The following is a 13,094-nucleotide window of genomic DNA, read 5'->3' as shown; positions in this document are numbered from 1 at the left end:
AGTGCGCGCTTCGCGCGCCCCGGCGCCGGCATCTTCGGCGCGATCATGCCGGTGATCGTCGCGGACCTGATGCGCGGCACCGGCCGCTTCAACATTGCTCAGGGCGCCGTGATTACAGCGCAGAGCATTGGCGCGGCGCTGTCGACCGCGCTGGCGGGCCCGGTCGTCGTCCATGGCGGCTACAGCGCCGCGTTCCTGGCCTTCGGCGCGGCCGCCGTGATCGTATGCTGGCGGCTGCAGCCCGAGACCGGTGGACCGGAGGCCGCGCACCCGGATGCGGCGTCCTCGCCCGCTATCCCCGCCGAATGATTTGCTCTATCGATCCCTGATCATGTCCCTGCAAGATACCTGGCTCGCTTACGCCATCATCATTCCCGCCACCGCCGGCGTCATCATCCGCCCGTTTCGGCTGCCCGAGGCCGTGTGGGCCGTCGCCGGCGCGATCCTGTTGGTCGCGCTCGGCCTGCTGCCTGTCGCTGATGCGCTCACCGGCATCCGCAAGGGCGTCGACGTCTATCTGTTCCTGATCGGCATGATGCTGATTGCCGAGCTGGCCCGCCGCGAGGGCTTGTTCGACTATCTCGCGGCCTATGCCGTGGAGCATGCGCGCGGCTCGCCGCAACTCCTGTTCCTGTTGGTCTATGCGGTCGGTACCCTGGTCACCGTGGTGCTCTCCAACGATGCCACCGCGATCGTGCTGACGCCGGCCGTCTATGCCGCCACGCGCGCCGCCGGCGCTTCGCCGCTGCCCTATCTCTACGTCTGCGCCTTCATCGCCAATGCCGCGAGCTTCGTGCTGCCGATCTCCAATCCGGCCAATCTGGTCGTGTTCGGCGAGCGCATGCCGCATCTCACCGAATGGCTGCGCCAGTTCACTTTGCCCTCGATGGCCGCGATCGCCCTGACCTATGTCGCGCTGTGGCTGACCCAGCGCCGCGCGCTCCGTGAGGAGACGCTGCGGACCGATGTCGACAAGCCGCATCTGAGCCGCGAGGGTCGGCTCGCCGCGGTCGGAATCATGGCGATTGCCGCCGTGTTGCTGACCGCCTCGGCGCTCGACGTGCAACTGGGCTTGCCGACCTTCGTCTGTGGCGTGGTCACGGCGGCCGCGATCCTGCTGATCAGCCGGCAGTCGCCATGGCCCACGATCAAAGGCGTGTCCTGGGGCGTGCTGCCGCTGGTCGGCGGCCTGTTCGTGATGGTCGAAGGCCTGAACCGGGCCGGCGCGATCGGCCAGCTCAGCGCCTGGCTGCACCAGGGCGTTACCGGCTCACCGGCTGGCGCCGCCTGGGCCGCGGGCCTGATCACGGCGATCGCCGACAACATCGCCAACAATCTTCCCGTCGGACTGGTCGCCGGCTCGGTGGCGGCCAGCGATCACCTGTCGCATGAGGTCATCCGTGCAATTCTGATCGGCGTCGATCTCGGCCCCAACATCTCGGTGACCGGCTCGCTCGCCACCATCCTGTGGCTGACCGCCCTGCGGCGCGAAAAAATCGAGGTGTCCGCCTGGCAGTTTCTCAAGATCGGACTCGTAGCAACGCCGCCAGCGCTGATCGCGGCGCTGGCCGCAGCGATCTGACATCGATGTGATGGCGGTGGGCACGGTGACGAAGGCGGGAGCCCGCCCTACCTCTCCAGGGCACCGTTGAAGAAGTCGACGAGCCCGAATGGTGCGCTGTCGCCGAGGCAGAGCTTGAGGATTTGATGCGCGCCTGCGGCCGCCGACGAGCTGCGCGGGAATAGCGCTGCTTCGTAGATGGCGAGTGCCGCTTCGATGTCGCCGGGGTGGGCAGCGATCGCCTTGCCGAGCTCGGCGCCGTCGAACATCGCCAGGTTCGCGCCCTCGCCGGCCGGCGGCGCCAGGTGCGCGGCATCACCGAGAAGCGTCACCCCAGGCACACGGTCCCACCGATGGTCGTTCGGAAGCGTGTGGATCATGCGCGGGACCGGCGGGGTTTCGCCGTCGGTGATCAGCGCGGTGAGCGCAGGCGCCCATCCGTCGAACTCGGCCGCAATTCGCGCCGTCGCGGCGGCAGCGTCCATGAAGTCGATGCCGGCGATCCACTCGGCGGAGCGGTTCAGCGCGACGTAGGCGTGAAGAACCTGTCCTGCCTCACGGTGCGCGCAGATCCCCTGTCCCGGAGCGAGCGCGAACAATGCGCCGCCGCCGACTGCTTCGGCCGCCGCGGTGTGCCGCTCGTCGGCGTCATGCAGGTAGGTCTCAACGAACGTCGTGCCGACATATTCCGGCTTGGCGGCCGACAGCAGGGGCCGGACCTTCGACCAGGCGCCGTCGGCGCCGACCAGCAGGCTCGTGACCACGCTCGCCCCGTCCGCGAATCTCAGCTCGTGCCTGTGGTCGCCGAGGCGCACGACGCCGGTCAGCTTCTTGCCCCACTGGATCGTCTCAGCTGGCAGGGACTCGAGAAGAATCCGCCGCAGATCACCCCGCAGCACCTCGGGGCGTCGGCCGTCATCGGGCTGCGCGAGCAGCACCGTGCCATGCCGGTCAAGCACGCGCGACGCCGCGCCGCCCTCATGGATGATCTCACGGAACGCATCGATGAGGCCGGCGTCTGCGAGGGCACGTTGCCCGTCGTGCTCGTGAATATCGAGCTGGCCGCCTTGCGCCCGGGTCTCGGCAGATGGCTCCGCCTCATAGATCGTAGCCGGGATACCGTGGACATGGAGGACGCGTGCGAGCGTAAGGCCGCCGAGGCCCGCGCCGACGATCGTGACGGGTGTCGTCATCATCTGCCTTTCAAATTGACTGGAACGTCGTTCCATGAAAGTTGATTGGAACAACGTTCCAATCATGTCAAGATGATGGTCATGGCGAGCAGAACACAACGGACGGAACGGCGCGCGGATGCGCTCTCGAAGGAGAGAATCGTCGAGGCCGCGACCGAGATCCTCGACACCGAGGGCGAAAGCGCTCTGACCTTCCGCGCGCTCGCAGCTCGCCTGGCGACCGGCAGCGGGGCGATCTACTGGCACGTCGCCAACAAGAGCGATTTGCTCGCAGCGGCCACCGATGACGTCATTGCCCGTGTCATGACCGGGGTCGTGGGCGATGCAGAGCCGCGACAGGCGATCCGTGCCGTTGCCCTCGGGCTGTTCGACGCAATCGACGCCCACCCCTGGGTGGGTGCCCAGCTTTTCCGTGAACCGTGGCGGTCCGCGATGCTGCAGATCGTCGAAAGCGTCGGCGGACGGCTCCAGACGCTCGGTGTCCCCGAAAGCGCCCTGTTCGATGCCGCGTCCGCGCTCTTGAACTATATCCTTGGCGTGGCCGGGCAGAATGCCGCGAACGCCCGCCTCCTCCCGCGCGAGACGGACCGCGCGGCGTTCCTCGGAGCGGTCGCCACGCGGTGGACGCAGCTCGATCCCGCGGAGTACCCGTTCGTGCATCGGGTGGCGACGGAGCTGCGCGAGCACGACGACCGCGCGCAATTTCTTGCCGGCATCGACCTCATCCTGGCCGGGATCGGGACCATCCGATAGGCAGCGGCTGACTTGCAGCCCACCTGCCTCCTCCGAACGCAAGGAGATGCGCAACCGGCGGGAGAATATCGAGGTCGGCGCCTTGGCAGGCTCCAACCAGGCTCCGAAGGTGCGACTCGTGACGCCGCCGCCAGCGCTGGTGGCACGCTGGCGGCGTTGTGATCACGATCGGCCGATGGTCATGCCGCGGCTTCGTAGTTGACCGCAGTCTCAGCGATCTTGGTCAGCGTCTCGTCGGTCTTCCGCTCTTCATTCAGCGTCTGGTCGAGCAGCTTGGCGGCCTTCGGCAGGTTGAGCTTGAGGGCCCAGGCCTTCAGGGTGCCATAGCGCGACATCTCATAGTGCTCGACCGCCTGCGCTGCCGCAAGAAGGCCGGCGTCGAGCGCCTGTGTCCCCTTGTACTCGTCCATGATCTCCTTGCCCTCGTCGATGATGCCCTCGATCGCATCGCACTTCTTGCCACGGGCGGGCTTGCCGATCAGCTCGAAGATCTGCTCGAGCCGCTCGATCTGGCCTTCGGTCTCGTCGTGGTGCTTCTCGAACGCCGCCGCCAGCTTCTCCGACTGCGCCGCCTTGGCCATTTTCGGCAGCGTCTTCAGGATCTGCTTCTCGGCGTAGTAGATGTCCTTGAGGGTATCGAGGAAGAGCTCGTTGAGGTCTTTGTCGGCAGGCATGGTGTGCTCCTGTTGATTGTGAGCCGACAACCAGAAAGCCATACCCTAGTTCCTGCCACCGACGAGCCCGCCGCAAGAAAATCCTGCCCGGAGCGCTGTCGGCGGCCCTCCGAGCCTCTTGTAACAAAACTGTCACCCGGCAAAACTACAGCTCTTCCCTGCGGCGAGACGCCGCGATTCCGCCGATTGCCTTCAGGAGTTTTCAATGCGCCGCCCGCTCGTGCTGCTGTGCGCCGGACTGACCTTGCTGTCGTCCGGAGCCGCATTTGCGCAGAACGCCACCCCCCATAACCTCATCCTGTTCATTCCCGACGGCCTGCGTGCGCTCAAGGTGACGCCGGAGACCGCCCCGGCCATGGCCGCCGTCCGCGACAAGGGCGTCAACTTCAAGAATTCGCACTCGCTGTTTCCGACCTTCACGATGGCCAACGGCTCGGCCATGGCGACGGGCCACTATCTCGGCGACACCGGCACGTTCTCGAACACGATCTTCACGGGCTACACCTCGGCGCCGGCCGGCGGCACCGTCGTGCCCTTCATCGAGAACGACGCCGTGCTCGGCGATATCGACGAGCATTTCAACGGCGACTACCTCAACGAGGACACCATCCTGAAGCTCGCCCGCAAGGCCGGCTATTCGACCGCCGCGATCGGCAAAGTCGGCCCGACCTACCTGTTCGACCACACCGGCTGCCCTTGCAAGCCCGGCGCGACCTCCTCGATCGTGATCGACGATTCCACGGGCAATAAGAACGGCGTGCCTGTCACAGACGAGGTCAAGGACGCCATGACCAAGGCCGGCCTGCCGCTGGCGACGCCGTCGCGCGGCGACAACGGAAAGGCGGGCGACGCCAAGACGCCGGGCACGACCTCGGCCAACGTCGTGCAGCAGGCCGACATGGTCGACGTCGCCACCAAGGCGGTGCTGCCGATGTTCAAGGCCCGCAACAAGCCGTTCGTTCTGGTGTTCTGGTCGCGCGATCCGGACGGCAGCCAGCACAATCACGGCGACAGCCTCAACACCATCACGCCGGGCATCAATGGCCCGACGTCGATGGCCGGCATCAGGAATGCCGACGACAATCTGGCGGCGTTGCGCAAGGCGCTCGACGATCTCGGGCTTGCCGCCTCGACCAACATCATGGTCCAGGCCGACCACGGCTTCTCGACCATCTCCAAGGAGAGCAAGACCAGCCCATCGGCCAAGGTCAGCTACGACGACACCCCGAAGGACTTCCTGCCGATGGGCTTCCTGGCGATCGACCTCGCCAAGGCGCTTGACCTGCCGCTGTTCGATCCCAACGACAAGAACGCGGCGGTGCCCAACGGCAAGCACCCGAAGGCCGGCAACGGCGTGCTCGGCAAGGATCCAACCAAGCCCGATCTCGTCGTCGCCACCAATGGCGGCTCCGACCTGATCTATCTGCCCAACAACGACAGGAAGCTCGCCCGCCGCACCGTCAAGGCGCTGCTGGCGCAGGACTACGTCTCCGGCATCTTCGTCGACGACAAGCTCGGCGAGATTCCCGGCACGCTGCCGCTGTCGCGGATCAACCTGCAGGGAAAGGCGGTGACGCCGCATCCGGCGATCGTGGTCAACTTCCGCTCCTATGTCGCGCCGGGCTGCGATCAGCCGAGCAACTGCCAGGTCGAGGTCGCCGACACCGTGCTGCGCCAGGGCCAGGGCATGCACGGCTCGTTCGGCCGCGGCGACACCTACAGCTTCATGGCGGCCACCGGACCCGACTTCAAGGCGGGCTTCGTCGATCCCCTGCCCGTCAGCAATGCCGATGTCGGCATCACCGCGGCGAAGCTGCTCGACCTCAAGGTCGCTCCGAAGGGCAGACTGATCGGCCGCATCATGACCGAGGCGATGCCGAACGGCACCACGCCGAAGGCGACGTCGGACGTCATCAAGTCGGATCCGGCCGCCGGCGGACTGCGCACCGTGCTGAAGCTGCAGCGCGTCGGCACCCAGCGCTATTTCGACGCCGCCGGCTTCCCCGGCCGCACCGTGGGACTCGACGACGAGGCGCCGAAGAAAACGGCGGCGGCGAAGTAGTCAGTCCGCCACCTCTACGCGATCAGCAGAGTGCCCCGCGAAAGTGGGGCATTTCTGTTTCGACTAGACGTGGTGCCGTAGCCCGGGTGAGCGCAGCGATACCCGGGGAGACCGTTCCCGCATGTCGCACCGCCGATTGATTCACCGGCCGGGCGGCGCCATCAAGAGCCGTCATGCGATCGCCGCCGGTCAAAAAGAAAAGAGCGCGATGAGGTCATCGCGCTCGTCGAACTCGTGCCTTTGGATGAACGCGACGCGCTTACATGCCGATGTCGATCATCGACGGCAGTTGCGCCAGCGGCAGCACGGTGACGCCGACCAGCGTGGCCACCATCGCCATCAGCGCACGGTTGCCCTGGCGCTTGCCGCGCATCTGCTTGGCGACCCATTCCAGCGCATCGGTGCGGAGGCCCCGCGCATTGACCGGAGCCCAGCTCTCGATCGCCGTCTCCGGCGACAACGCCACGCTGCGCGGCGGCACCGGCAGGCCGGAGGCGGCCGCGGCATGATGCGCCACCGCCTTGGCGAGCAGATCCTCGAACCGGCCGTCGTCCTTGCGCTCGGTCGCGGCGGCATCGATCGCGAACAGCGCTTCGGCCTCGGCGCGGCTGACGGGCACGTCGTTGATCGCGGCAGCGCTTAGAATGCGCGCGCACCAGGCGGCGTCATCGGCATCGAGCACGCGGGAGAAATGCACGCGTCCCGCGGTGGTCGGACCCTCGCCGGTGATCACGCCGTCGCGCACGATGCCGAGCGCGAAAGCAGCGGTCTCACAGGAGGACGGTTCGAGACCATCGATGCCGATGGTTTTTGGTGCAGAGGTAGCCATGTTCTCTTCTCAGTTGCTGTGTTGACCCACCTTGTCGGCCCGCGTCTGAACGAGTGGTTAACGGTTCGAAACGGTGCTGTGGGTTTTTGTATCGGTTGCCGATTTGCCGCAGTGACCTCGATCACGGTTCAAAGCCAAGGGGCGTCAGGGGGCGGCGTGTTGCGACCAACAGATGGCGAAATCTGGGCAACCGGTCGTCTCATGGATGTTTCGCCGCAGCCCGGAAACTCAAAAGAAGTTGTTGGCCGCGTGAGCTTTGGAGCAATTATCTTCTCTTTTCCGTCAGCCAGTTCCCTTCCGCGGCGGCATTTCCTATAGTGTTTAGAAGATTTATTCCCGCCACCTGTACTGAAAGGGACTGCCATGGCTCTCCAGATCGGCTCCACTGCCCCGGACTTCGAGGCAGACACCACCGAAGGCAAGATCAAATTCCACGACTGGATCGGCGACAGCTGGGCCCTCTTGTTCTCGCATCCGAAGGATTTCACCCCGGTGTGCACCACCGAGCTCGGCGCGCTGGCGCGGCTGAAGCCGGAGTTCGACAAGCGCGGTGTCAAGCTGATGGGCCTGTCGGTCGACCCGGTGGACAACCACGCCAAATGGTCGGAGGACATCCGCGAGACGCAGGGCGCGGCGCCGAACTATCCGATGATCGGCGACACCGACTACAACGTCTCCAAGCTCTACGACATGCTGCCGGCGGCGATCTCCGGTGATCCGTCCAAGCGCACCGCGGCCGACAATCAGACCGTCCGCAACGTCTTCATCATCGGGCCCGACAAGAAGATCAAGCTGATCCTGGTCTACCCGATGACCACCGGGCGCAACTTCCAGGAAATACTGCGCGTCATCGACTCGCTGCAGCTCACGTCAAAGCACCGCGTCGCCACCCCCGCCGACTGGAAGCAGGGTGAGGACGTCATCATCGCCGGCTCGGTGTCCGACGACGAGGCCAAGACGATCTATCCGAACGGCTGGAAGGCGCCCAAGCCCTATCTGCGCGTGGTGCCGCAGCCGAAGTGAGTGCTCGAGCGGCCAGTTCATTCGCCCTTCTCGGATGGGAAGGGCGAATGCCGCCGCAGGTCCATACGGTCATGCAGGATGCGGCCGATCTCGATGATCCCACAGCCACCCACGCGGTAGAGCAGCAGATGGCGCCCAGCGCGGCCGTGTCGTGCGACATGAAGTGTGCGAACGCCGTGCATGATCTCATCTCGAGCCCTGGATCCCGCAACATCGGGACCATACGCTAGTTCTCCGATCGCGCGCAGCAGCGTGTCCCGGTACACTTCGGCCTGACGGCGACCGAAGTTCTCTACCGTCCATTTCAGGATATTCGCGAAGTCGAGCTCTGCGACGGCACTGAGACGAACTCTCCACGTCTCCTCCATCGTCAGATGCTCCCGTGCGGGCGCGGCGATCAATCGGCGCGGCTGATAAGCCTGTCCGAGAGGCCGTAGAGATAGGCTTGAAGCTCGTCCATGCTGGTGAACTCCTTGAACTCGCCGCGATCGAGCGCAGAAAAACCAGCCTGCGCGGCCTCGCGCAGGCCGTTCAGCCGTGCAGCATCTTCGGCCTCGCGCTGCTCGATCAAACGCAGCCCATCGCGCAGCACTTCAGTCGCGTTCTGGTACCGGCCGGACTCCACCAGACCTTGGATGATCTTTTCCTGATCGTCCGTCAGAACGACGTTTCGTACCGGCATCGCAAGGCCCATTGCGTGAGTTATAGGCTCACTATGCCACGGGCGACGGCTTCTGTCGCCAGGCTTCCAGACCCAGGAACGTGCTAGCCCCGTGGCGTCGCCCAGTCCGCGATCAGCAGCCCGAGTGTCGCCGACACTGCCGTCACGAACACGCCCCAGCTGATGTCGACCGCCACCACCGCCCAGGTCCACTGCTTGAGCATCGCCAGCGACGTCAGCTCGAAGGTCGCGTAGCAGAACAGCCCGAACAGCGCGCCGTAGAGCAAGGTCGAGCGCCATGTCGCGTCGGCCGTCCCGCTGACGAAGATGAGCACGCCCACGACATAGAGCAGATAGAACAGCACCGCCGGCACGGGACGGATCTCGCCCAGCATCTCGCCGACCTGCGACTGGAAGAAGCCCCTGGCGACGACACTCAGGAACGGGATGTCGAAGCCGAGCAGCACGGCCAGCGTCGCGAAATACAGAACGGCGTACCGGCTCATGCGCGGCTCCTCCCTGGTGGCTCAGCTGCCGATAACGCGGAGCGACGGCAGCCCCCGCCTGGGCCGGGCCAATCAGCCGCGGCGTTTGGCCTTGGCCTTCTTTCCACCCGGCGCCTTCGCCCGCGAGGGTCTGTCTGAATACGTCTGTCCGCCGTGGCTGGACTTGTCGCGATGCTGCTTTTTGTTCGCGAACGCCGGCTGTTGGCCGGGTTTCGCCGGCCCCTCGCGATGCGGCTTGCCGCGCGGCTTGGCGTCCCTGCCCCCGCGCGGCTCATCGCGCTGCAGCGGATGGTAGGCCGTCTCGTCCGCCTCGCGCCGCGGCGGCCGCTTTTCGGCGCGCGGCTTGTCCGGCGACGCCTGCCCCGAGGGCGCGCCCGCCAGCGGCTCGATCCGGATATTGTCCTCCTTGTCGGGACGGCGGATGTTCGCAGTGAAAGCGTCGGCGACGCGCGCGGCGATCTCGAACTCGGTCGTCGTGTCCTGGATCTTGATGGCGCCGATGTCGTGCTTGTCGATGCCCCCGCGGCGGCAGATCATCGGCAGCAGCCAGCGCGCTTCCGCATTCTTCCTGCGCCCGATCGCCGCCCGGAACCAGACGCTCGGCTCGCCCATGCCGTGGCGCGCCGACGGCTTCCCCGTCTTCGTTCGGGGCGACGGTGGCCGCTCCTCGCCGCGCGCCGGCCTGACGGTGTCGCGACCGCGATCCTCGCGCGCACGGCCACGATCCTGGCCTGGATCGAGAATGTCCTCGGGCGACGGCAGCCGCGCGCGATAGAGCCGCGCCAATGCGGCGGCGATGTCCTCGGCCGACCGCTCCGCCAGCAGCGCCTGCGCGAGCGCCAGATCCTCCGCCGTCGTCTCCTCGGTGAACACCTGGTCGTGGAGCATGCGCTCCTGATCGAGCTTGCGGATCTCATCCGCCTGCGGCGCGGCGCCCCACGCGGCCTCGATGCCGGCGAGGTTCAGCAGCGTTTCCGCGCGCCGTCGGCGGGCCGGCGGCACCAGGAGCACGCTGACGCCCTTGCGGCCGGCGCGGCCGGTGCGACCCGAGCGATGCTGCATCACCTCGGGATCATTCGGCAGCTCGGCGTGGACGACGAGGTCGAGCTTCGCGAGATCGATGCCGCGTGCTGCGACGTCGGTTGCCACGCACACCCGCGCGCGCCCGTCGCGCAGCGACTGCAGCGCCGTGGTCCGCTCGTTCTGGGTCAGCTCACCCGACAGCGCGACGACGGAAAAGCCGCGCTCCAGCAGCGCCGCCTGCAGATGGCGCACCTTCTCGCGGGTGTTGCAGAACACGATCGCGCTCGGCGACTCGTAGAAGCGCAGCACGTTGACGACCGCATGCTCGACATCGTCGGCGGCGATGCGGATGGCGCGGTACTCGATGTCGGCATGCCCGCCTTCGTCGCCCTCGACCTCGATCCGGAAGGCGTCGTCCTGATACTGTTTGGCCAGCGCGACGATGCCGCGCGGGAAAGTCGCCGAGAACAGCAGGGTCCGGCGCGTGTCCGGCGTGGTCTCGAGGATGAACTCGAGGTCCTCGCGAAAGCCGAGATTGAGCATCTCGTCGGCCTCGTCGAGCACCACGGCCTTCAGTTCCGAGATGTCGAGACGCCCGCGCCGCAGATGATCACACAGCCGCCCGGGCGTGCCGACGACGATATGGGCCCCTGCCTCCAGCTCGCGCTGCTCGCGGCGCGGATCCATGCCGCCGACGCAGGAGACGACGCGCGCGCCCGCGTGCTGATAAAGCCATGCGAGCTCGCGCTGGACCTGCAAGGCAAGCTCGCGCGTCGGCGCCACGATCAGCGCCAGCGGCGCGGTGGCCCGCTCGAACCGCTCGGCCTTGCCCAGCAGGTTGTTCGCAAGCGCCAGCCCATAGGCCACGGTCTTGCCCGAGCCGGTCTGCGCCGAAACCAGGAGGTCACGGTCGACGGCGTCATGCGCAAGCACGGCGAGCTGTACGGGCGTCGGAGTCTCATAATTGCGCTCGGCCAGAGCGCGGGCGAGCGGCGGATTCGTCGTGGGAAAGGACAAGTGACCGGAAACCTCGTTTCGATCCGGCTGCTTTACGCCATGCCGCGCCGGAACACGAGGGCCGTGAACGGTCAAATCCTGTCCTGCTCAGTGCGCCCAGCCGGGCCGGGCGATACCGATGGTCGACGGCCGCGCGGCCCGGAAGATGCGAGACGCATGGCCACCGCTGCGCCAGATCTCGGCTACTCGTCGCTCCACGGCCAATGCCAGTGACGCCAGCCCCAGTTGCGCGGACCGCTGGCGTCCATGGCCGCCTTCTGCTTGTCATCGAGCGAGTCGTAGAGCGCCTGAAACGCCGGCCGGACGATCTTGATCGCCTGCTGCATCGTGTCGAGCCGCTGCTCCGCCAATGCGAGGCGGTCGGTCGCCTTGACCGGCGGCGTCGCCGGGCAGTCCTTCGTGATCAGCTCCGCCGCCTTGGCCGATGCCGCTTTGAGATCATCGAGCCGCGCCCGCTGCGCGTCGTTCGGCTTGATGGCGGCCTCGATCTGCGACATCCGCCATTCGGCAAATCCGGCCATGCGGGGATTGCAAAGGAAGCCGAAGCCCCGGCCGCCCATCATCCCCGGCCCCATCATCATGCCCGGGCCCCAACCTGGTCCGCCCGCGCCCGGCTGGGCAAAGCCCGGTGCGGCGGTGACGGTGACGATTGCGGCCGCGAAGACCAGCGCGCGTGGATCTAATCGCATTGCAGAACTCCTTGACGTGGCACCAATGAGTTTGCGCAAACTAAGCGAGCGGCGAGATCGCATGCTTGAGCGAGATCAACGAGCCACGGACGAGCCATGGCGAATAGAGGAGATGACAAAGATACGCAGCTATCGCTGGATATGGACGTCGGCGGTCGCATCGGGCTGCGGGACGCTGGCGCATATCGGCCTGATGGAGCTCAAGAGCCGGCTTCACCTATTGCCGCAGTTCGATCCCGCCTCGGCGCTTCTCGACACGCTCTCGCCCCTGTTCGCCCGAGCGATGCACGATGGGGCGCCGCTATGGTTGCTGTCGCAGCTCAACGGAGCCTTCCTGATCGGCCTGCTGTTCGGCCGCTTCTTCCACCGCCTGCCCGGCGGCAGCGGCGTCGCCAAAGGCTTCCTGCTCGGGCTCGCCGGCTGGGTGTTGCTCGGAATCGGTTTGTTTCCCGCCATCGGCCTTGGACCGTTCGCAACGTCGCTCGGGCTGGGCGCCGGCCCGGCGCTGTTTTCGCTGGCGATGGTCGAGGCGTACAGCGTCGTGCTGGGCGCCGTGTATGCGGCCCTGCAGAGACCGGATCCGAAGGCCGAGCTTCGCCGAGTCGGAGAAAGCGATCACGTCTGAGCGCCGCCGTCTCGTCTACTTCGAAAAGACCGAAATTTTTTGCTTTCGTTTTCTCGTAAATCATGTATGATCCGCGTCGTCCCGCCCCATGCAGAGGGACGTACGCGTCGTCACGAACGTCGGGTGCGGGATGCGGTGGCCGCAGTCATGCCGGACGCGCCTTCGGCGCAGACGACCGGCATGATTGCGGACGCGAAGTCGCAGCGTCCTGACACCCCGATGCTGGTGTTACGTTCGCGACGGCGCTCGAGGCGCCGCGCGGATCATGGTGGCCAACACGCTCGGCGCACCAGGGAGACTGCGTATAAGCGTGAAGACATCGCGCAGGGAATGCCGGTTGATCGGCTTTGCCTGTGGTACCTGCCGCCTGCATTTTTTTTCGCAGGCGGGCCATGGGTGAGGCCTTCACCCGGCATTCCCTGCACCCTCTCGTTTTGCAGAGGGTAAACAGGCCGCAGAACTCGGGCTGATCATGCCG

The 13,094-nt window shown here is 66.3% G+C and carries 13 protein-coding genes and 1 pseudogene; 6 read left to right on the top strand and 8 right to left on the bottom strand.

Annotated elements, in window-relative coordinates:
• Positions 1-21: 21 nt before the first annotated feature.
• Both QX039_RS32380 and QX039_RS32375 read left to right on the top strand, forming a co-directional pair.
• Positions 22-309, top strand: a pseudogene (locus tag QX039_RS32380) (MFS transporter); the annotation flags it as partial.
• A gap of 22 nt (positions 310-331) precedes the next feature.
• Entirely contained in the window at positions 332-1,582 is a 1,251-nt protein-coding gene (locus QX039_RS32375) for an arsenic transporter (protein WP_315737678.1), read from the top strand.
• Between the two features lie 47 nt (positions 1,583-1,629).
• Here the strand turns inward: QX039_RS32375 and QX039_RS32370 are convergent, their stop codons facing one another.
• Positions 1,630-2,754 carry an NAD(P)/FAD-dependent oxidoreductase gene (locus QX039_RS32370; protein ID WP_315737738.1) on the bottom strand — a complete coding sequence of 375 codons (1,125 nt, stop codon included), beginning with the start codon at positions 2,752-2,754 and terminating at the stop codon, positions 1,630-1,632.
• 45 nt (positions 2,755-2,799) lie between these two features.
• On the opposite strand from QX039_RS32370, the gene QX039_RS32365 reads away from it, so the two are divergent.
• On the top strand, positions 2,800-3,507 hold the full coding sequence (locus QX039_RS32365; RefSeq protein ID WP_315737677.1) for a TetR/AcrR family transcriptional regulator: 708 nt from the start codon (positions 2,800-2,802) through the stop codon (positions 3,505-3,507).
• A gap of 179 nt (positions 3,508-3,686) precedes the next feature.
• Here the strand turns inward: QX039_RS32365 and QX039_RS32360 are convergent, their stop codons facing one another.
• The gene (locus QX039_RS32360) at positions 3,687-4,181 is read right to left on the bottom strand and encodes a ferritin-like domain-containing protein (RefSeq protein WP_315737676.1); all 495 of its coding nucleotides are present in this window, start codon (positions 4,179-4,181) and stop codon (positions 3,687-3,689) included.
• Positions 4,182-4,386: 205 nt separating this feature from the next.
• On the opposite strand from QX039_RS32360, the gene QX039_RS32355 reads away from it, so the two are divergent.
• Positions 4,387-6,243, top strand: a complete 1,857-nt coding sequence (locus QX039_RS32355) for an alkaline phosphatase family protein (protein ID WP_315774003.1) — start codon at positions 4,387-4,389, stop codon at positions 6,241-6,243.
• A 259-nt stretch (positions 6,244-6,502) separates the two neighbouring features.
• On the opposite strand, the gene QX039_RS32350 is transcribed toward QX039_RS32355, so the two are convergent.
• On the bottom strand, positions 6,503-7,072 hold the full coding sequence (locus QX039_RS32350) for a hypothetical protein (protein ID WP_315737674.1): 570 nt from the start codon (positions 7,070-7,072) through the stop codon (positions 6,503-6,505).
• A 363-nt stretch (positions 7,073-7,435) separates the two neighbouring features.
• On the opposite strand from QX039_RS32350, the gene QX039_RS32345 reads away from it, so the two are divergent.
• Positions 7,436-8,095 (top strand): peroxiredoxin, encoded by a 660-nt coding sequence (locus tag QX039_RS32345; RefSeq protein ID WP_315737673.1) that lies wholly within the window; start codon positions 7,436-7,438, stop codon positions 8,093-8,095.
• Between the two features lie 17 nt (positions 8,096-8,112).
• On the opposite strand, the gene QX039_RS32340 is transcribed toward QX039_RS32345, so the two are convergent.
• The 5 genes from QX039_RS32340 to QX039_RS32320 all read right to left on the bottom strand — a co-directional run bounded on the left by QX039_RS32340 (position 8,113) and on the right by QX039_RS32320 (position 11,991).
• Positions 8,113-8,463 carry a type II toxin-antitoxin system RelE/ParE family toxin gene (locus tag QX039_RS32340; protein ID WP_315737672.1) on the bottom strand — a complete coding sequence of 117 codons (351 nt, stop codon included), beginning with the start codon at positions 8,461-8,463 and terminating at the stop codon, positions 8,113-8,115.
• A 29-nt stretch (positions 8,464-8,492) separates the two neighbouring features.
• Entirely contained in the window at positions 8,493-8,777 is a 285-nt protein-coding gene (locus tag QX039_RS32335; RefSeq protein WP_315737737.1) for a type II toxin-antitoxin system ParD family antitoxin, read from the bottom strand.
• Positions 8,778-8,860: 83 nt separating this feature from the next.
• On the bottom strand, positions 8,861-9,262 hold the full coding sequence (locus tag QX039_RS32330; RefSeq protein WP_315717693.1) for a DUF2177 family protein: 402 nt from the start codon (positions 9,260-9,262) through the stop codon (positions 8,861-8,863).
• Between the two features lie 72 nt (positions 9,263-9,334).
• Complete coding sequence (locus QX039_RS32325; protein WP_315737671.1) at positions 9,335-11,302, bottom strand: DEAD/DEAH box helicase; 1,968 nt, start codon at positions 11,300-11,302, stop codon at positions 9,335-9,337.
• Positions 11,303-11,484: 182 nt separating this feature from the next.
• On the bottom strand, positions 11,485-11,991 hold the full coding sequence (locus QX039_RS32320) for a Spy/CpxP family protein refolding chaperone (protein ID WP_315737670.1): 507 nt from the start codon (positions 11,989-11,991) through the stop codon (positions 11,485-11,487).
• Positions 11,992-12,103: 112 nt separating this feature from the next.
• Here QX039_RS32320 and QX039_RS32315 point away from each other — a divergent pair, with 112 nt between their 5' ends.
• Complete coding sequence (locus tag QX039_RS32315) at positions 12,104-12,616, top strand: DUF6789 family protein (protein WP_315773998.1); 513 nt, start codon at positions 12,104-12,106, stop codon at positions 12,614-12,616.
• Positions 12,617-13,094: the final 478 nt, after the last annotated feature.

Source organism: Bradyrhizobium sp. SZCCHNR1043 (assembly GCF_032489675.1).
In the GTDB taxonomy this organism is placed as follows: domain Bacteria; phylum Pseudomonadota; class Alphaproteobacteria; order Rhizobiales; family Xanthobacteraceae; genus Bradyrhizobium.
The sequence above is the reverse complement of the archived record's forward strand: the minus strand, read 5'-3'. Positions and strand labels throughout refer to the sequence as shown.